Source organism: Streptomyces sp. NBC_00158 (assembly GCF_045160885.1).
Taxonomy (GTDB): domain Bacteria; phylum Actinomycetota; class Actinomycetes; order Streptomycetales; family Streptomycetaceae; genus Streptomyces.
Window position 1 is genome coordinate 3,633,734 of the sequence record NZ_CP108161.1, and the last position, 18,393, is coordinate 3,652,126.

Genomic DNA, 18,393 nt, shown 5'->3' on the forward strand with positions numbered 1-18,393 from the left:
GCCGCACCCCGGAGGGTGCGGCCCTTCATGCGCTGCCCTTAGGCGGCGACGACCTCGATGCCCACGTTCGCGACGACCTCGGCGTGCAGACGCACGGAGACCTGGTACGAACCGAGGGTCTTGATCGGGGAGCCCAGCTCCACGCGACGCTTGTCGACCTTGGGGCCACCGGAAGCCTCGACCGCGGAAGCGATGTCGGCCGGGGTGACGGAACCGAAGAGACGACCGGCGTCACCCGCGCGGGTGGCCAGACGGACCTTCACGCCCTCGAGCTTGGCCTTGACCTCGTTGGCCTGCTCGATGGTCGCGATCTCGTGGATCTTGCGGGCGCGGCGGATCTGCGCCACGTCCTTCTCGCCACCCTTGGTCCAGCGGATCGCGAAACCACGCGGGACCAGGTAGTTGCGAGCGTAACCGTCCTTGACGTCGACGACATCGCCGGCGGTGCCGAGGCCAGAGACCTCGTGGGTCAGGATGATCTTCATTAGTCGGTCACCCTTTCCTTATCGCGCGGTGGACGTGTAGGGCAGCAGCGCCATCTCACGGCTGTTCTTCACGGCCGTGGCGACGTCACGCTGGTGCTGCGTGCAGTTGCCGGTAACGCGGCGGGCACGGATCTTGCCGCGGTCGGAAATGAACTTCCGCAGCATGTTCGTGTCCTTGTAGTCCACGTACGCGGTCTTGTCCTTGCAGAACGCGCAGACCTTCTTCTTAGGCTTGCGCACAGGCGGCTTCGCCATTGTGTCTCTCCTGTGTGATCAAGAAGTTTGGAAGGAGCTGCCCTAGAAGGGCGGCTCGTCCGAGTAGCCACCGCCGGAGCCGCCGGAGCTTCCGCCCCAGCCGCCCCCGCCGCCGCCCTGCTGGCCGCCGGCCGGCGCGCTGGACGCCCACGGGTCGTCGGAGGGAGCTCCGCCGCCCTGGGGCCCGTTGCTGGGGGCTCCGCCCCAGCCGCCGCCACCGCCCTGCTGCTGCTGACCGCCGCCGCCGTATCCACCCTGGCCACCGCGACCGGTGGTCTTGGCGACCTTGGCCGTGGCGTTCTTCAGGCTGGGGCCGACTTCCTCGACGTCCAGCTCGTAGACCGTGCGCTTGACACCCTCACGGTCCTCGTAGGACCGCTGCCTCAGCCGGCCCTGCACGATGACGCGCATGCCCCGCTGAAGGGACTCGGCGACGTTCTCAGCCGCCTGCCGCCACACCGAGCAGGTCAGGAACAGGCTCTCGCCGTCCTTCCACTCGTTGGTCTGGCGGTCGAAGGTGCGGGGGGTGGACGCGACACGGAACTTCGCGACCGCCGCACCCGAGGGGGTGAAGCGCAGCTCGGGGTCGTCGACGAGATTGCCGACGACCGTGATGACGGTCTCGCCTGCCATGGATGAACCTCTCGGCGGGGATTGCTGCTGGGCTGCTGTGCTACTCGGTCCCGATTACCGCTGAACCGGAGTTCAGTGGGTCTCGGGGCGGAGGACCTTGGTCCGGAGAACCGACTCGTTCAGGTTCATCTGGCGGTCGAGCTCCTTGACGACCGCAGGCTCGGCCTGCAGGTCGAGGACCGAGTAGATGCCCTCGGGCTTCTTCTTGATCTCGTAAGCGAGACGACGACGGCCCCAGGTGTCGACCTTCTCGACCTTTCCGTTGCCCTCACGGACGACGGAAAGGAAGTTCTCGATCAGGGGGGCGACAGCGCGCTCCTCGAGATCGGGGTCGAGGATGACCATCACTTCGTAGTGACGCATGTGGAACCCACCTCCTTTGGACTCAGCGGCCACGGTCGTTCCGTGGCAGGAGGGTCGTGATGCGTGCGCACGGCGTCCGAGAGCAGACACCGCGCAGCTGTACAGACTACCTGCTCGCGTCCTTCCGGTTGAAATCCGGCAGGAGAGGGCCACAATCTGTATCCATCGGGTGTGTCCGGTGCCGTACCCCCCGCCCCAGGCCGGAGGCGGCGCCGCGCACCGCTCTGCGTCAGCCAGGAGGTGCCTTCCGATGGCACAGGCAATGCACGGCCAGTCCTCGCGCCCGCCGATCTCCCTCTTGTCCACCGACGGCAAGCCCCATCCGGTCCAGGACACCCTCATGGTGGTCACCCTGGTCCTCGGCGCCGTGGCGTTCGTCACTGCGTTCTTCCACAATCTGCACCTGCTCAGCTCCTGGGCCGGGCTGATCGGGATCGGGACCGGGCTGTACGGACAGTTCATCTCCGCCACCACCCGCGAGCGCTTCGCGCTGATCATCGGCCTTGGCGCGTCTGCCATCGGCTTCATGCTCGGAATGGCGCACGGCGGCCTCTTCGGCGGCTGGCTGGGCTGACCGGGGGACCTCCGCGACGGGGCGCCGGCCTCCCTCCGGCCCAGGCACCGGCCTGTCCCCCAGATGGGTGGCGCCACCGTCGCAGTAGGCTTCGCGCCATAGCAGCGAAGCCGCCGGAGGAGACACCCCGCATGAGCCTGTCCCTGAGCACCATCAGCCGAGAGCAGCATCTGGCGTACCTCCAGAGCCTGCCTTCGGCTAGCCACTGCCAGGTCCCGGCATGGGCCGACGTCAAGAACGAGTGGCGTTCGGAGAACCTCGGCTGGTTCGACAAGAACGGCGAACTCGTCGGTGTCGCGCTCGTGTTGTACCGCCAGCTGCCCAAGGTGAAGCGGTACCTCGCGTACCTCCCCGAGGGCCCGGTCATCAACTGGTACGCCCCGAACCTGGACGAGTGGCTCCAGCCGATGCTGGCCCACCTCAAGCAGCAGGGCGCCTTCACCGTGAAGATGGGTCCGCCCGTCGTCATCCGCCGCTGGAACTCGGCCGCCATCAAGGCCGGCATCCAGGACCCCGAGGTCAAGCGCCTGCGCGACGTCGAGGCCTCGCACATCGAGCCCCGCGCCTTCGAGGTCTCCGACAAGCTGCGCCGCATGGGCTGGCAGCAGGGCGAGGACGGCGGCGCCGGCTTCGGCGACGTCCAGCCCCGCTACGTGTTCCAGGTCCCGCTGGCCAACCGCTCCCTGGACGACGTCCTCAAGGGCTTCAACCAGCTGTGGCGCCGCAACATCAAGAAGGCCGAGAAGGCCGGCGTCGAGGTCGTCCAGGGCGGCTACGAGGACCTGCCGACCTGGCAGTACCTCTACGAGATCACGGCCGAGCGCGACAAGTTCCGCCCGCGCCCGCTCAGTTACTTCCAGCGCCAGTGGACGGCCCTCAACTCCGAGGACCCCAACCGCATGCGCCTGTACATCGCCAAGCACGAGGGCGAGCCGCTGGCCGCCGCGACGATGATCACGGTCGGCCAGCACGTCTGGTACTCGTACGGCGCCTCCGCGAACCACAAGCGCGAGGTCCGCCCCTCGAACGCGATGCAGTGGCGCATGCTGCGCGATTCGTACGCGCTGGGGGCCAGCGTCTACGACCTGCGCGGCATCTCTGACACGCTGGACGAGAACGACCACCTGTTCGGCCTGATCCAGTTCAAGGTCGGTACGGGCGGCGAGGCCGTCGAGTACGTCGGCGAGTGGGACTTCCCGCTCAACAAGGTGCTGCACAAGGCGCTCGACATCTACATGTCGCGCCGCTGACCCAGCTGTTTTTCGAGAGAGGTTCCGGACGGGCATGGCGCTCACGCTCTACGTCGACACCGCGCGCTGGCGTGCGCACCAGAAGCAGATCACGGACCAGTTCCCCGGTCTGATCCCGGTCTGCAAGGGCAACGGCTACGGCTTCGGCCACGAGCGGCTGTGCGAGGAGGCGACCCGGATGGGCGCCGACATCCTGGCCGTCGGCACCACGTACGAAGCCGCGAGCATCAAGGACCACTTCGGCGGCGACCTGCTCGTCCTCACCCCGTTCCGGCGGGGCGAGGACCCGGTACCGCTGCCCGACCGGGTGATCCGGTCGGTGGCATCGGTGGACGGGGTCCGCGGCCTGGTCGGAGCCCGTGTGGTCATCGAGTGCATGAGCTCGATGCGCCGCCACGGCATCTCCGAGCAGGACCTCGGCCAGCTCCAGGCGGCGATCGAGGACGTCCGCCTGGAGGGCTTCGCCCTGCACCTGCCGCTGGACCGCCCCGACGGCTCGGACGCCGTCGAGGAGGTCATCGGCTGGATGGACCGGCTGCGCGCGGCCCGGCTGCCGCTGCACACCATGTTCGTCAGCCACCTGCGGGCCGAGGAGCTGGCGCGGCTGCAGCAGCAGTTCCCGCAGACCCGTTTCCGGGCCCGCATCGGCACCCGCCTGTGGCTCGGCGACCACGACGCGACCCAGTACCGGGGCTCCGTCCTGGACGTCACCCGCGTCGCCAAGGGCGACCGCTTCGGCTACCGCCAGCAGAAGGCCGCCTCCGACGGCTGGCTGGTCGTGGTCGCGGGCGGCACCTCCCACGGCGTGGGTCTGGAGGCCCCCAAGGCCCTCCACGGGATGATGCCGCGCGCCAAGGGCGTCGCCCGGGCCGGTCTGGCCACGGTCAACCGGAACCTGTCGCCCTTCGTCTGGGCGGGCAAGCAGCGATGGTTCGCCGAGCCGCCGCACATGCAGGTGTCGATCCTGTTCGTGCCCTCGGACTCGACGGAGCCGAAGGTGGGCGACGAGCTGGTGGCCCACCTGCGCCACACCACGACGCAGTTCGACCGGGTGCTCGACTCCTGAGCCGGGCCCCGGCCCCCGGGCCCGCCGGCCCGGTCAGTCCCTGGGGTCCACTCCCCAGGCGACCCGCTGTCCCTCCGAAGGCGCCGCGTACTGCGGCGCCTTCGGCCGTTCCGAGAGGGTGAAGACGTCCTCGGCCCCGTCCAGGACGCCCCCGGAGGGGTCGTCCGAGCCGTCGCGCCGCACGACGTCGCGTTCGGGCAGCAGGATGTCGCGTACGACGACGGCGCACAGGTACAGCGTGGCCAGCAGGTGGGCGGTGATGGCGAGCTGGTAGCCCTCCACGGGCAGGCCCTGGTGCTTGTCCCCGCTGCTCGTGTAGGCGAGGTAGAACCAGATCCCGAGGAAGTACGCGACCTCGCCCGCCTGCCAGATCAGGAAGTCCCGCCAGCGGGGGCGGGCCAGCGCGGCGAGCGGGACGAGCCACAGCACGTACTGCGGCGAGTACACCTTGTTGGCCAGGATGAACGCGGCGACCACCAGGAAGGCCAGCTGGGCGAAGCGCGGGCGCCGGGGGGCCGTCAGGGTGAGCAGTCCGATGGCGAGGCACAGCAGGAGGGTGAGCCCGGTCGCGTACGTGTTGGCCCCTTCGAGGGGGTTCCCGGTGCGCTGGGAGATGAGCAGCCAGACGGAGCCGAAGTCGATGGGCCGCTCCTGGCTGAACTCGTAGAACCGCTTCCAGCCGTCCCAGGCGAAGTACATGACCGGGCCGTTCACCAGCAGCCATGACACGGCCGCGCCGAGGGCCGCGGCGCCGAACGCCCGCCACTTCCCGGCCCGCCAGCAGAGCACGAACAGCACGCCGAGCAGCAGGACGGGGTAGAGCTTGGCCGCGGTCGCCAGGCCGATGGAGACACCGGCGAGCAGGGGCCGGCCGCGCGACCACATCAGCATCGCGACGGCGGTGAGGGCCACGGCCGGCAGGTCCCAGTTGATGGTGGCGTTGAGCGCGAAGGCCGGTGCCAGGGCGAGGAGCAGGGCGTCCCAGGGCCTGCGCCGGTGGGTGCGGGCGACGCAGACGGCGATGACGGCGGCGCAGGCCATCAGCATGCCCGCGTTGACCATCCAGTACATCTGCTCGCGGTGCTGGATGGAGCCGGCGGTGGGCGTCATCCAGGAGGCGACCTGCATGAAGGCCCCGGTCAGCACCGGGTACTCCAGGTACTTCATGCCCCCGAACTTCGGGTCGGTCGCGATGTCGGGGAACTCGTCGCGGTAGGGCACGAGGCCGTCGGCGAAGCCGCGGGCGGAGTACAGGTGCGGGATGTCGGAGTAGCAGGCGTGGGTGTACTGCGAGCCCGCTCCCTGGAACCAGGCCCAGTCGTAGCAGGGCAGCTTCTGGACCATGCCCAGCGCGAACATGCCGAGGGCCACGAGGACGACGACCCGGACCGGGCTCAGCCAGTGGCCGCCCAGCCGGGCGCGGCGTCCGACCGGTCCCCCGATGAACTCGCTGCCGGCGGCGGCGACCTCGTCGTGCCGGGTGGGTGGTACGGGGTGGTCCTCGTGCACCTTGGTCATGGCGCCCATCCTGCCGTACCGCGCCGTACACGGGGGAGGGCCGCCGCACGGTGTGCGACGGCCCTCTCGGGTGCGGTAGGGGGACGGGGTCAGCCGGAGGCGCCCATGATGCTGCCCCAGTTGCTGGATCCGCCCGGGCGGCCGGGGCGCGTGGGCGGGGAGGGCATCGTGCTCGTGCCGCCGTCCTGGGACCCTCCGGGGCCGGTTCCGGCGTCGGTGCCCGCGTTCGCGCCGCCGGTGACCGTCGGGTCGCAGTTCAGGTTCCAGGGCCTGGGCTTGCAGGTCGGCTTGCCGTTGCCGGACGGCGACGGGGACACCGAGGGCGAGGTGCTGGGCGAGGGCGATACCGAGACGGAGGGCGAGGGCACGGCCGAGGGGGTGGGCTGGGGGGCGCCCGCCGCGTCCGCGATGACACCGATGTCCTCGGCCTCCGGGAACTGCTTGACCGGGGTGCCCTTGAGCGCCTCGCGCATGTACTCGGTCCAGATGACCGCCGGGATGTCACCACCGTGGATGGAGTCGACCCCGCCCACGCGGTTCATCGACATGAGCTCTTTGTTCTTGGAGGTCGGGTCGTTGCGGAAGAGGGTGACCGAGGTGGACAGCTCCGGGGTGTAGCCGACGAACCAGGCCGACTTGTTCTGGTCGGTGGTGCCGGTCTTGCCGGCCGCGGGCCGGCCCAGCTTCTTCGCCCTGGTGCCGGTGCCGTTCTCGACGACGTTGCGCAGGACCTTGGTGACGTTGTCCGCGATGGAGTCGTCCATGGCGCGGGACTCCTTGGGCGGCTCGAAGCCGGGCACCTCCTTGCCGGCCTGGACGACCTTCTTCACGGAGAAGGGCTCCCGGTGGGTGCCGGAGGCGGCGAAGGTGGCGTAGGAGTCGGCCATGCGGATGGCACTGGGCGTCGAGGTGCCGAGGGCGAAGGAGGCGTTGTTGTTCTTGTCCATCGACTCCTCCAGGATCCCGGTCGACTTCGCGACGTCACGGACCTTGCGGTGGCCGACGTCGAAGACGAGCTGGGCGAACGGCACGTTGATGGACTTCTCCATCGCCTCGTTGAGGGTCACGTAGCCGTACGGGTACTCGTTCTCGTTCTTCTGGCGGAACGGCTGGCCGTCGGAGCCCAGCAGCGGCTTGCCCGAGCGGTCGTTGATCACGGTGAGGTCGTCGGCGTTGTACTTGCTGTCGACCGAGATGCCCGAGCCCTTGGAGTTCTGCGTGCCGTACTGCATGGCGGCCGCCAGGACGTAGGGCTTCCAGGTCGAGCCGACGGGGACGCCGGAGGTGTTGGCGTTGTTGGCGAAGTACTTGTGGTCCCAGCCGGGCCCGCCGTACAGGGCCACGATCGCCCCGGTCTTCACGTCCACGGAGGCGGCGCCGAACTGGACGAAGGTGTCGTACTGGGGCCGCTTCTTCTCGTCGAGGAAGTCGTTGCGGGTGTCCTCCACCGCCTTGACCAGGGCGTCCACCCTGGGCTTCTCGAAGGTGGTGGTGATCGTGTAGCCGCCGAGCGCCATCTTCTCGGCGGTGATGCCGGTGGTCTTCATGACGTACTGCTTGGCCACCTCGACGAGGTAGCCGGTCTGGCCGGACATCCCGCGGGCCTGCTCGGAGTCCACCCGGGCGGGGAACTCCTTGTACTTGTCGCGCTCGGACTGCGCCATGCGGCCGACCGCGACCTCGCGGTCGAGCACCCAGGCCCAGCGGAGCCGGGCGCGCTTCTCGTTGGCCTCCGGGGTGGCGGCCGTACCGATGCCGCCGTCCGGGTTGTAGAGGTTCGGGCCCTTGAGCATGGAGGCGAGGAAAGCGCTCTCGGACGGGTTGATGTCCTTGGCGTCCTTGCCGAAGTAGGCGCGGGCGGCCGCCTGGATGCCGTAGGCGTCCCGGCCGTAGTAGGCGGTGTTCAGGTAGCCGGCGAGGACGACGTCCTTCTCCTCGCTGACCCCCAGCTTGATCGCGATGAAGAGCTCGGTGACCTTGCGCTTGAGGGTCTGTTCGGAGTCGAGGTAGGTGTTCTTGACGTACTGCTGGGTGATGGTCGAGCCGCCCTGGGTCGAACCGCCCGTGGCCATGTTCACCACGGCACGCGCGATGCCCATCGGGTCGACGCCCTTGTCCGTCTCGAACGACTCGTTCTCGGCCGCGATCACTGCGTTCCGCATGGACAGGGGAATCTGGTCGATCGGGACGATCTGCCTGTTCGTGGTGCCGCCGGTGGCGACCATCTGGGTGCCGTCGGCCCACTGGAAGACGTTGTTCTGGGCCTTGGCGGCCTTGTTCGCGTCCGGGGTGCCCACGCTCGCGATACCGATGCCGGCCCCCGCGAAGATCACCGCGAAGAAGCCCAGGAAGGTACCGCCGACCAGCTTCCACGAAGGCACGAAGCGCTTCCAGCCGACCTTGCCGGCACGCGGGTAGTCGATGAACCGACCGCCTCCCTTGCCGCCCCTGCCCCCCTTCCCACCTGCGCGTCCTCGGCCGGCTGGGCTCCGCTGGGCAGCCCGGCGGGCATCGGCGCGGCTCCCGTGCGCCGTGTGTTCCGCATACGGTCCGCCGGGCGGCGCCGCGGGGACGTCACGGCCCGGTCCGGCGCCACGGCCGGGGCGCTGCGGGGCGGCCCTGCGGGACGCGGCGCGGCCGCCGCCCTGGGGCTGCGGCGGTTTACGGCGGTGCTCGCTCATCGAACGACTACTCCTCGGGCAGGCGAGTGGCCTGGAAGCGGCAGGTGATTCCGGTTCCCCCCGGTGGTCCTGCCGCACAGACTACGCACGGCCAAAACCCAACCAGTGCCGAAGTTCACCCCAAATCAGGCAACTTGCGTCGTACGAATCAGTGATGTGACGCCGGTCACCACGTCATCGCTTGTCGCTTCGGGCAGCCCGTTCTATCGTCTGGATGTATCGAGCCGATACATCAGCTCGACATAGACTCCGAAGCAGAGAGAGGGAGGCGGATGAGCAGGCGCTCCGGCATCCTCGAGTTCGCCGTCCTCGGCCTGCTTCGCGAATCCCCCATGCACGGTTACGAGCTCCGCAAGCGGCTCAACACCTCGCTGGGGGTGTTCAGGGCGTTCAGCTACGGGACTCTCTACCCCTGCCTCAAGACTCTGGTCGCAAACGGCTGGTTGATCGAAGAACCGGGGAACGCCCCGGAAGACGCTCTCGCCGCTTCACTCGCAGGGCGCCGCGCCAAGATCGTCTACCGGTTGACGGCAGCAGGTAAGGAGCACTTCGAAGAGCTCCTCTCCCACACCGGCCCCGACACATGGGAGGACGAGTCCTTCGCCGCCCGCTTCGCCTTCTTCGGCCAGACCGAGAGGGACGTGCGGATGCGGGTACTGGAGGGCCGCCGAAGCCGGCTGGAGGAGCGCCTGGAGAAGATGCGCGCCTCGCTCGCCCGTACACGGGAGCGCCTGGACGACTACACGCTCGAACTGCAGCGGCACGGAATGGAATCCGTCGAGCGTGAAGTGCGCTGGCTCAACGAGCTCATCGAGAGCGAGCGGGCGGGACGGGATCGGAGACGACCCGGACCGCCCGACGAAACTGCAAAGTGAGGCCTGTATCTCGCAGGCCTCGTTTCCGAGAACAAACAGGGAGCAACCGGAATGGGTTCGGTTCGCGTAGCCATCGTCGGCGTGGGTAACTGCGCCGCCTCGCTGGTGCAGGGCGTCGAGTACTACAAGGACGCCGACCCGGCGTCCAAGGTCCCCGGGCTGATGCACGTCCAGTTCGGCGACTACCACGTGCGCGACATCGAGTTCGTCGCCGCGTTCGACGTCGACGCGAAGAAGGTCGGCCTCGACCTCTCCGACGCCATCGGCGCCAGCGAGAACAACACCATCAAGATCTGCGACGTCCCGAACGCGGGCGTGACCGTTCAGCGCGGCCACACGCACGACGGCCTGGGCAAGTACTACCGCCAGACCATCGAGGAGTCCGCCGAGGCCCCGGTCGACGTCGTCCAGGTCCTCAAGGACCGCCAGGTCGACGTCCTGATCTGCTACCTCCCCGTCGGTTCCGAGGTCGCGGCGAAGTTCTACGCCCAGTGCGCCATCGACGCCAAGGTCGCCTTCGTCAACGCCCTCCCGGTCTTCATCGCCGGCACCAAGGAGTGGGCTGACAAGTTCACCGAGGCCGGTGTCCCGATCGTCGGCGACGACATCAAGTCCCAGGTCGGCGCCACCATCACGCACCGCGTGATGGCGAAGCTGTTCGAAGACCGCGGTGTCCGTCTCGAGCGCACCATGCAGCTCAACGTCGGCGGCAACATGGACTTCAAGAACATGCTGGAGCGCGACCGCCTCGAGTCGAAGAAGATCTCGAAGACGCAGGCCGTCACCTCGCAGATCCCCGACCGTGAGCTCGGCGAGAAGAACGTCCACATCGGCCCGTCCGACTACGTCGCGTGGCTCGACGACCGCAAGTGGGCCTACGTCCGCCTCGAAGGCCGCGCGTTCGGCGACGTCCCGCTGAACCTCGAGTACAAGCTCGAGGTGTGGGACTCCCCGAACTCCGCCGGTGTCATCATCGACGCCCTGCGCGCTGCGAAGATCGCCAAGGACCGCGGCATCGGCGGCCCGATCCTGTCGGCCTCCAGCTACTTCATGAAGTCCCCGCCGGTCCAGTACTTCGACGACGAGGCCCTCGCCAACGTCGAGAAGTTCATCAAGGGCGAGGTCGAGCGCTAGTCGCCCCAAGGGTCCTCCGGACACCTGGTCTTCGACCGTTCTTCCACCGAGGGTCCCCGGACGATGTGTCCGGGGACCCTCGGTGTGTGTGACCCTTGCCCTCATGCCCGTCGTAGGTGATCTGCGCGTACTCCTGCGCCTGAGGGACTTCCGCAACCTGCTCGCCGTGCGGCTGTTCTCGCAGGCGGCCGACGGCGTCTACCAGGTCGCGCTCGCGACGTACGTGGTCTTCTCCCCCGAGAAGCAGACCTCACCGGCGGCCATCGCCTCGGCCATGGCGGTACTGCTGCTGCCCTACTCGGCCATCGGCCCCTTCGCCGGGGTGCTGCTGGACCGGTGGCGCCGACGCCAGGTCTTCCTCTACGGCAACCTGCTGCGGGCCCTGCTCGCCTGCGTGACCGCCGTACTGATCGTCGTGCACGTCCCCGACTGGCTCTTCTACGCCTCGGCCCTGTCCGTGACGGCGGTCAACCGGTTCGTCCTCGCCGGGCTCGCGGCGTCCCTTCCCCATGTCGTGCGTGCCGACCAGCTGGTCACCGCGAACGCGCTCTCGCCCACCGCCGGCACCCTCGCGGCGGTCGCCGGCGGAGGGCTGGCCTTCCTCGTCCGGCTGCTGGCCTCGGGGTCCAACGCCCTCGTCGTCCTGCTCGGTGCCCTGCTCTACCTGGGCGCCGCCCTGGTCTCGCTCCGCCTGGCCATCGGGCTCCTGGGCCCCGACCACCGCGGCGGACCCGAGCGCCCCTCGCTCCTCGAAGGGATCGCCCTCACGGTCCGGGGCATGGCCGAGGGCCTCCGGCACCTGGCCGACCGCCGGGAGGCCGCGCGGGCGCTGACCGCGATGACCCTGATGCGGTTCTGCTACGGCGCCCTGACCGTGATGCTGCTGATGCTCTGCCGCTACTCCTGGTCGGACAACGAGTCCGACGGGCTGGCCCTGCTGGGGATCGCCGTCGGGGTGTCCGGGGCCGGGTTCTTCGCGGCCGCCCTCGTCACTCCCTGGCTGGTGGGCCGTCTCGGACCGCTGGGCTGGATCGTCGTCTGCTCGGCGGCATCGGCCGTCCTGGTCCCCGCGCTCGGGCTCTTCTTCGCGCCCGGGCCCATGCTCGTCGCCGCCTTCGTCCTCGGCCTCGCCACCCAGGGCGCCAAGATCTCCACCGACACGGTCCTGCAGTCACGGGTGGACGACGAGTTCAGGGGCCGGGTCTTCTCCGTCTACGACGTGCTCTTCAACATCGCCTTCGTCGGAGCGGCCGCCGTGGCCTCCCTCATGCTCCCCGCCGACGGCCGGTCCGTCACCCTGCTCGTCAGCGTGGCCCTGCTCTACGCGGCCACCGCCGGCTTCCTGCGGCGGCGACGTTTCACGTGAAACATGGTGGCGATGTTTCACGTGAAACATCGCCACCACGGATCGCAGATCAGGCCTGGGGAGCCTGACCCGCCCACCACTCCTTGAGCGCCGCGACGGCCGCCTCGCGGTCCATCGGGCCGTTCTCCAGCCTCAGCTCCAGCAGGAAGGCGTACGCCTTGCCCACCACCGGGCCGGGGCCGACCTCCAGGATCTGCTGGATCTCGTTCCCGTTCAGGTCGGGGCGGATCGCGTCCAGCTCCTCCTGTTCCTGGAGCTGCGCGATGCGCTCCTCCAGGCCGTCGTAGGTGCGGGAGAGCGCGTTGGCCTTGCGCTTGTTCCGCGTGGTGCAGTCCGACCGGGTCAGCTTGTGCAGCCGGTCGAGCAGCGGGCCCGCGTCGCGGACGTAGCGCCGCACCGCCGAGTCCGTCCACTCCCCGTCCCCGTACCCGTGGAACCGCAGGTGCAGCTCCACCAGCCGGGACACGTCCTTGACCATGTCGTTGGAGTACTTCAGCGCCGTCATGCGCTTCTTGGTCATCTTCGCGCCGACCACCTCGTGGTGGTGGAAGGAGACGCGGCCGTCGCTCTCGAAGCGGCGGGTCCGGGGCTTGCCGATGTCGTGCAGCAGGGCGGCCAGCCGCAGCACCAGATCCGGGCCGTCCTCCTCCAGGGCGATCGCCTGCTCCAGGACGATCAGCGAGTGGTCGTAGACGTCCTTGTGCCGGTGGTGCTCGTCACGCTCCAGGCGCAGGGCCGGCAGCTCCGGCAGGACCCGGTCCGCGAGACCGGTGTCCACGAGCAGGCCCAGGCCCTTGCGGGGGTGTGCGGACAGCAGCAGCTTGTTCAGCTCGCCCTGCACGCGCTCGGCCGAGACGATCTCGATCCGGTCCGACATCGCCTTCATCGCCGACACGACCTCGGGCGCGACCTCGAAGTCCAGCTGCGCGGCGAACCGGGCGGCCCGCAGCATGCGCAGCGGATCGTCGGAGAAGGAGTCCTCCGGGGTGCCGGGAGTCCGCAGCACGCCGGCGGCCAGGTCCTCCAGACCCCCGTGCGGGTCGACGAACTCCTGCTCCGGAAGGGCCAGGGCCATGGCGTTGACGGTGAAGTCCCGTCGGACCAGGTCCTCCTCGATGGAGTCGCCGTAGGACACCTCGGGCTTGCGCGAGGTGCGGTCGTACGCCTCGGAGCGGTACGTGGTCACCTCGATCTGGAATCCGTCTCGCTGCGCCCCGACGGTGCCGAAGGCGATGCCGACGTCCCAGAGCGAGTCCGCCCAGGGCCGCATGATCTTGAGGACGGCCTCGGGGCGCGCGTCGGTGGTGAAGTCGAGGTCGTTGCCGAGACGCCCGAGCAGCGCGTCGCGTACGGACCCGCCGACCAGGGCGAGGCGGAAGCCCGCCTCCTGGAACCGGCGTCCGAGCTCGTCGGCGACAGGAGCGACCCGCAGCAGTTCACTGACCGCGCGGCGCTGCACCTGACTCAGGGCACTGGGGTTGTCTTCATTGGCGTTCGGCACAACAGAAAAGGGTACGTGGCCCGCCCGGCACGGGCTTCCCCGTTTCACCTCGGCCCCGCCGCCGGCGGCCCGGAAGCGGAACCGATCGTGTGGAGCAAGGCGCGGCACTCGCACACAGCGCGCCTCGTTACCATGCGTGGACGCAGAACCGACGACCACTGACACTTCGAGGGACGGGCGAACGCGTGGCCGATGCGGCAGACATCCAGGGGGCGGCCTCCGTCCCTGCCCGGCGCCGCTGGCTGCGGCGGGCAGTCGTCCTGCTGAGCGGGACGCCGGTGCTGGCCGCCTTGATCTACGCCCCCGCCCCGGTCGCGCACGCGGCCGATTCCTCGGTCGACGTCCAGCTGACCGAGGTGACGCCGAGCGCACCGGTCAAGAGCGACACGCTCACGATCTCCGGCACGGTGGTCAACAACGGTTCGGAGACGATCAAGAACGCCCACGTGGGGTTGCGGGTCGGACCCAGGCTGGGCGACCGGTCGGCGATCGGCGAGGTGGCGGACCGCAAGGGCTTCCGGCCCGGCACGGACCCCGGGGAGATCGACTCGGCCTTCGCCGTGAAGATCGACTCGCTGACCTCCAAGGTCGGCCAGCAGTTCACGATCAAGGTGCCGGTGAACAAGCTGGACCTCGGCGCGGACGGGGTCTACCAGCTCGGCGTCTCGCTGTCCGGGTCGACCGACAGCCGTCCGCACGAGCAGGTCCTTGGCATCCAGCGGACCTTCCTTCCCTGGCAGCCGGACCCGGCGGCCAAGCGGTCCTCGCTGACCTACGTGTGGCCGCTGATCTCCACCACGCACGTCACGGCGGAGACGGGCTCGGACGAACTCCAGACCCCCGTCTTCCTCGACGACTCCCTCGCGGACGAGCTGCGGCCGGGCGGCCGGCTGGAGAGGATGGTCGCGCTCGGCAAGGACCTGCCGGTCACCTGGGTCATCGACCCCGACCTGCTCACCACGGTCGACGCCATGACCAAGGGCTACCGGGTCCGCAGCCCCGACCCGGACGGCAAGCCCGTCCAGGGCAGGAACAAGGCCGTCGCCGAACAGTGGCTGAGCGCCCTGGAGACCGCCGTACAGGGCAAGAAGGTCGTCGCGCTGCCCTTCGCCGACCCCGACATCGCCTCCCTCGCCCACCACGGCAAGGACGTCTCGGGCACCCTGGGCCAGCTGCGGCCGGCCACCGACAAGGCGAAGCAGGCCGTGGAGACGGTCCTGCACGTGCCCGCGTCCACCGACTTCTCCTGGCCGGTGCAGGGCGCCATCGACCCCTCGATCGTGAACGTCGCCACCTCGGCCGGCGCCCACAACGTCCTGGCGCGCAGCGACAGCCTCCAGGAGACGGGCGCTCTCGGCTACACCCCGACGGCCGCCCGCCCCATCGGCGCGGGCACCACCGCCGTGGTGGCGGACGCGGACCTCTCCACGGCCTTCGAGGGCGACATGGCCGCAGCCGGCAGCTCCACGCTCGCCGTGCAGCGGTTCCTGGCCCACAGCCTCGCCCTGAACCTGCAGAACAGCGACGAGCCGCGCAGCTACGTGGTGGCCCCCCAGCGCCGGCCGACCGCCAGCCAGGCGGATTCGATGGCCGTCGCCCTGCGCGGGCTCCAGGCGGCCCGCTGGACCCAGCCCTCCGACCTGGAGGCGGCGGCCGCGGCGAAGCCGGACCCCGGCGCCGCCACCCAGGTGCCGGGCGCCGGACAGTACCCGGAAGCCCTGGCCAAGCAGGAGCTTCCGGTGTCCGCCTTCGAGAAGATCCGCAGCACGCAGGGCACGCTCGACCACTTCAAGGTCATCCTCTCGGCGCCGGACCGCGTCGAGATCCCCTTCGGGAACACCACGAACCGGGAGATGTCGACCTCCTGGCGCGGGCGCCCCGAGGAGGCCGCCGCCTACCGCGACCAGGTCCAGGCCTACCTGATCGGACTGACCGACAAGGTCAAGGTCGTCCCCAAGTCCGACGTCACCCTGTCCGGCCACAGCGCGACCATTCCCGTCAGCGTCCAGAACAGCCTCGTGCAGGACGTCCACAACCTCGTGCTGCGGGTGAAGTCCGCCAATCCCACCCGTCTGATGTTCGGCGACAGCGGCGAATCGGAACAGGAAGTCACCGTTCAGGGCGGCCACAGCCAGACGGTAAAGTTCACCGCCAACGCCACCGCGAGTGGTCCGGTCGAGGTCAGCGCACGTCTGTACACCAAGGACGGCGTGCCGTACGGCAAGGAACGCAAGTTCACGGTCGAGGCCACCGAGATCACTCCCACCGTCATGCTCGTCATCGCCGGCGGTGTGCTCCTCCTCGTTCTGGCGGGCATCAAGATGTACGCCAGCCGCAAACGCGTGGCCGCGCGGGCGGCCGCCGAGGAGAGCACGCAGCCGAGTGACGAGTCCACGGACACCGGACCGCAAAGCACCGAGGGGTCCGGCACGGGTGAGACAGTGGACCGTTGAGCGATGCCGTGGCCGTTCGGCCTGGGGACGATGAGGTGGGGTTGCGATGAACGCGCCGTACGACGGTGACCGCGCGCAGGGCACTGGCGGGCCTATGCCCTCCCAGGGCACTGCCCCGGGCGCTCAGGTGCCCGGACAGGTTCCGGCGCCCGCGCCCGCGCAGGACCACGACCCGTACGTCCAGGACGCCTACGACTACGACCCCTACCGGTCGCAGGACCTGTCCGCCCAGGACCCGGTGACCGAGGCCCTCTACGACCGGGCCTCGCACCCCCCGCCGCCGCCGGGCACCTACCAGGAGGCCGGCCCGCTCTACGCGGCCCCCCAGGCACCCTCCCACGGCCCCGACCCGCGCGTCTGGGCCCAGACCCCGCCGCCGGAGCCGGACGGCCCCTCCCGCCACCTGCCCTACGGCGACCACGCGGCGACGACGCAGTTCGTCGGAGTGGACTCGCTGGTGACGCGGGCGTCCGAGGAAGAGCCCGAGCCCGACGCCTTCACGCACCTCTACCGCGACCAGCAGGCCGTCCCCGGCACCTCCGGCACCTCCGGCCCGTCCGTCGAGGACGCCCCGGTCGCCGCCCCGGCGCCGGCCAAGCCCGCCGGCAAGGCCGCCGGGCTGCTCAAGTCCAGCGCCCTGATGGCGGCCGGCACGATCGTCTCCCGCATCACCGGCTTCGCCCGCACCCTGGTGATCGCGGGTGCCATCGGCGTCGCCACCCTCAACGACTCCTACCAGGTCGCCAACACCCTGCCGACGATGATCTACGTCCTCGTCGGCGGCGGCGCCCTCAACGCCGTCTTCATCCCGCAGCTCGTGCGCGCCATGAAGAACGACGACGACGGCGGCGAGGCCTACGCCAACCGCCTGCTCACCCTCGTCATCACCCTGCTCGGCGCGGTCACCGTCGTCTGCGTCCTCGCCGCCCCGCTCTTCATCCGCATGATGTCGCCGACCATCGCCGGCGACCCCAAGCGCCTCGACGTCGCAGTTGCCTTCGCCCACTACTGCCTGCCCACGATGTTCTTCATGGGCGTCCACGTGGTGCTCGGTCAGATCCTCAACGCCCGGGGCCGGTTCGGCGCGATGATGTGGACCCCGGTCCTCAACAACATCGTCGTCATCGCCACGTTCGGCGCCTTCATCTGGGCCTTCGGCGGCTTCACCGCCTCGGGCGTCTCGGAGGCGACCATCACCCCGGAGGGCGTCCGCCTCCTGGGCATCGGCACCTTGCTCGGCCTCGTCGTCCAGTCCCTCGCGATGCTGCCCTACCTGCGCGACGCCGGCTTCAAGCCGCGCCTGCGCTTCGACTGGAAGGGCCACGGCCTCGGCAAGGCCGCCGGCCTGGCCAAGTGGACGTTCTTCTTCGTCCTCGCCAACCAGATCGGCCTCGTCGTCGTCACCCAGCTCGCCACCGCGGCCGGCACCGCCGCCGAGAAGCTGGGCCACGGCGGTACCGGCATCACCGCCTACAACTACGCGCTCCTGCTGTGGCAGATGCCGCAGGCGATCATCACCGTCTCCGTCATGACGGCCGTCCTGCCGCGCATCTCCCGCTCCGCGCACGACGGTGACGCCGCCGCGGTCCGTGACGACATCTCCTACGGCCTGCGCACCTCGGCCGTCGCCATCGTTCCCTGCGCCTTCGCCTTCCTCGCGCTGGGCGTCCCGATGGCCACCCTGCTCTACGCCAGCGCGGGCAAGGACGCCCTGAACATCGGCTTCGTCCTGATGGCCTTCGGCCTCGGCCTGATCCCCTACTCGGTCCAGTACGTGGTCCTGCGCGGGTTCTACGCCTACGAGGACACCCGCACCCCCTTCTACAACACGGTCATCGTCGCGGCGGTCAACGCCGGCGTCTCCGCACTCGCCTACTTCGTGCTCCCGGCGCGCTGGGCCGTCGTCGGCATGGCCGCCGCCTACGGCCTCGGCTACGTGGTCGGCGTCGGCGTGGCCTGGAGCCGCCTGAAGACGCGCCTCGGCGGGGACCTGGACGGCGCCCACGTGATGCGCACGTACACCCGCCTGATCGGCGCGTGCGTCCCGGCCGCGGTGGTGGCCGGCGCCGTCGCCTACGGGGTCATGCAGGTACTGGGCAGCGGAGCCCTCGGTTCCCTCGCCGCCCTGGTAGCCGGCGGCATCGCCCTGGGAGGCGTGTTCCTCCTCGCCGCCAAGCGGATGCGGATCGAAGAGCTCAACTCCATGGTCGGAATGGTCCGCGGACGTCTGGGGCGCTGA

At 69.7% G+C, this 18,393-nt stretch carries 15 protein-coding genes; 8 read left to right on the forward strand and 7 right to left on the reverse strand.

Annotation, left to right across the window (positions count from 1 at the left end; all coding sequences use genetic code 11):
- Positions 1 to 38: 38 nt before the first annotated feature.
- The 4 genes from rplI to rpsF form a co-directional block, all read right to left on the reverse strand.
- On the reverse strand, positions 39 to 485 hold the full coding sequence (gene rplI / locus OG553_RS16700; RefSeq protein WP_125594108.1) for a 50S ribosomal protein L9: 447 nt from the start codon (positions 483 to 485) through the stop codon (positions 39 to 41).
- Positions 486 to 503: 18 nt separating this feature from the next.
- Positions 504 to 740 (reverse strand): 30S ribosomal protein S18, encoded by a 237-nt coding sequence (rpsR, locus tag OG553_RS16705; protein WP_005315025.1) that lies wholly within the window; start codon positions 738 to 740, stop codon positions 504 to 506.
- Positions 741 to 782: 42 nt separating this feature from the next.
- Positions 783 to 1,373 (reverse strand): single-stranded DNA-binding protein, encoded by a 591-nt coding sequence (locus OG553_RS16710; protein WP_125813384.1) that lies wholly within the window; start codon positions 1,371 to 1,373, stop codon positions 783 to 785.
- A gap of 72 nt (positions 1,374 to 1,445) precedes the next feature.
- On the reverse strand, positions 1,446 to 1,736 hold the full coding sequence (gene rpsF / locus OG553_RS16715; protein ID WP_007265254.1) for a 30S ribosomal protein S6: 291 nt from the start codon (positions 1,734 to 1,736) through the stop codon (positions 1,446 to 1,448).
- Between the two features lie 250 nt (positions 1,737 to 1,986).
- On the opposite strand from rpsF, the gene OG553_RS16720 reads away from it, so the two are divergent.
- The 3 genes from OG553_RS16720 (at position 1,987) to OG553_RS16730 (ending at position 4,626) form a co-directional block, all read left to right on the forward strand.
- Positions 1,987 to 2,310 (forward strand): hypothetical protein, encoded by a 324-nt coding sequence (locus OG553_RS16720; protein WP_405979739.1) that lies wholly within the window; start codon positions 1,987 to 1,989, stop codon positions 2,308 to 2,310.
- A gap of 131 nt (positions 2,311 to 2,441) precedes the next feature.
- The gene (locus OG553_RS16725; protein WP_007265252.1) at positions 2,442 to 3,560 is read left to right on the forward strand and encodes a peptidoglycan bridge formation glycyltransferase FemA/FemB family protein; all 1,119 of its coding nucleotides are present in this window, start codon (positions 2,442 to 2,444) and stop codon (positions 3,558 to 3,560) included.
- A gap of 34 nt (positions 3,561 to 3,594) precedes the next feature.
- A complete protein-coding gene (locus OG553_RS16730; protein WP_405979740.1) occupies positions 3,595 to 4,626 on the forward strand; it encodes an alanine racemase in 1,032 nt (343 codons plus the stop codon).
- Positions 4,627 to 4,659: 33 nt separating this feature from the next.
- On the opposite strand, the gene OG553_RS16735 is transcribed toward OG553_RS16730, so the two are convergent.
- Positions 4,660 to 6,144 (reverse strand): glycosyltransferase family 87 protein, encoded by a 1,485-nt coding sequence (locus tag OG553_RS16735; protein WP_405979741.1) that lies wholly within the window; start codon positions 6,142 to 6,144, stop codon positions 4,660 to 4,662.
- An 89-nt stretch (positions 6,145 to 6,233) separates the two neighbouring features.
- Positions 6,234 to 8,825, reverse strand: a complete 2,592-nt coding sequence (locus OG553_RS16740; protein WP_405979742.1) for a transglycosylase domain-containing protein — start codon at positions 8,823 to 8,825, stop codon at positions 6,234 to 6,236.
- Between the two features lie 272 nt (positions 8,826 to 9,097).
- Between OG553_RS16740 and OG553_RS16745 the strand changes: the two genes are divergently transcribed.
- From OG553_RS16745 to OG553_RS16755, 3 genes are all read left to right on the forward strand, one after another.
- A complete protein-coding gene (locus OG553_RS16745; protein ID WP_007265248.1) occupies positions 9,098 to 9,700 on the forward strand; it encodes a PadR family transcriptional regulator in 603 nt (200 codons plus the stop codon).
- A 51-nt stretch (positions 9,701 to 9,751) separates the two neighbouring features.
- Positions 9,752 to 10,834 carry an inositol-3-phosphate synthase gene (locus OG553_RS16750; RefSeq protein WP_405979743.1) on the forward strand — a complete coding sequence of 361 codons (1,083 nt, stop codon included), beginning with the start codon at positions 9,752 to 9,754 and terminating at the stop codon, positions 10,832 to 10,834.
- Positions 10,835 to 10,937: 103 nt separating this feature from the next.
- Entirely contained in the window at positions 10,938 to 12,200 is a 1,263-nt protein-coding gene (locus OG553_RS16755) for an MFS transporter (protein WP_405979744.1), read from the forward strand.
- 49 nt (positions 12,201 to 12,249) lie between these two features.
- On the opposite strand, the gene OG553_RS16760 is transcribed toward OG553_RS16755, so the two are convergent.
- Complete coding sequence (locus OG553_RS16760) at positions 12,250 to 13,701, reverse strand: CCA tRNA nucleotidyltransferase (RefSeq protein ID WP_405979745.1); 1,452 nt, start codon at positions 13,699 to 13,701, stop codon at positions 12,250 to 12,252.
- A gap of 185 nt (positions 13,702 to 13,886) precedes the next feature.
- Here OG553_RS16760 and OG553_RS16765 point away from each other — a divergent pair, with 185 nt between their 5' ends.
- Both OG553_RS16765 and murJ read left to right on the forward strand, forming a co-directional pair.
- The gene (locus tag OG553_RS16765; RefSeq protein ID WP_405979746.1) at positions 13,887 to 16,154 is read left to right on the forward strand and encodes a DUF6049 family protein; all 2,268 of its coding nucleotides are present in this window, start codon (positions 13,887 to 13,889) and stop codon (positions 16,152 to 16,154) included.
- Positions 16,155 to 16,200: 46 nt separating this feature from the next.
- The gene (gene murJ / locus OG553_RS16770; RefSeq protein WP_405979747.1) at positions 16,201 to 18,393 is read left to right on the forward strand and encodes a murein biosynthesis integral membrane protein MurJ; all 2,193 of its coding nucleotides are present in this window, start codon (positions 16,201 to 16,203) and stop codon (positions 18,391 to 18,393) included.

What these genes read in the sequence shown, in the direction of transcription:
- murJ (WP_405979747.1), top strand. Translation starts at nt 16,201, where the DNA reads ATGAACGCGCCGTACGACGGTGACCGCGCGCAGGGCACTGGCGGGCCT.
- rpsF (WP_007265254.1), bottom strand. Translation starts at nt 1,736, where the DNA reads ATGCGTCACTACGAAGTGATGGTCATCCTCGACCCCGATCTCGAGGAG.
- OG553_RS16755 (WP_405979744.1), top strand. Translation starts at nt 10,938, where the DNA reads ATGCCCGTCGTAGGTGATCTGCGCGTACTCCTGCGCCTGAGGGACTTC.
- OG553_RS16750 (WP_405979743.1), top strand. Translation starts at nt 9,752, where the DNA reads ATGGGTTCGGTTCGCGTAGCCATCGTCGGCGTGGGTAACTGCGCCGCC.
- OG553_RS16730 (WP_405979740.1), top strand. Translation starts at nt 3,595, where the DNA reads ATGGCGCTCACGCTCTACGTCGACACCGCGCGCTGGCGTGCGCACCAG.
- OG553_RS16745 (WP_007265248.1), top strand. Translation starts at nt 9,098, where the DNA reads ATGAGCAGGCGCTCCGGCATCCTCGAGTTCGCCGTCCTCGGCCTGCTT.
- OG553_RS16740 (WP_405979742.1), bottom strand. Translation starts at nt 8,825, where the DNA reads ATGAGCGAGCACCGCCGTAAACCGCCGCAGCCCCAGGGCGGCGGCCGC.
- OG553_RS16710 (WP_125813384.1), bottom strand. Translation starts at nt 1,373, where the DNA reads ATGGCAGGCGAGACCGTCATCACGGTCGTCGGCAATCTCGTCGACGAC.
- rplI (WP_125594108.1), bottom strand. Translation starts at nt 485, where the DNA reads ATGAAGATCATCCTGACCCACGAGGTCTCTGGCCTCGGCACCGCCGGC.
- OG553_RS16725 (WP_007265252.1), top strand. Translation starts at nt 2,442, where the DNA reads ATGAGCCTGTCCCTGAGCACCATCAGCCGAGAGCAGCATCTGGCGTAC.
- OG553_RS16720 (WP_405979739.1), top strand. Translation starts at nt 1,987, where the DNA reads ATGGCACAGGCAATGCACGGCCAGTCCTCGCGCCCGCCGATCTCCCTC.
- rpsR (WP_005315025.1), bottom strand. Translation starts at nt 740, where the DNA reads ATGGCGAAGCCGCCTGTGCGCAAGCCTAAGAAGAAGGTCTGCGCGTTC.
- OG553_RS16735 (WP_405979741.1), bottom strand. Translation starts at nt 6,144, where the DNA reads ATGACCAAGGTGCACGAGGACCACCCCGTACCACCCACCCGGCACGAC.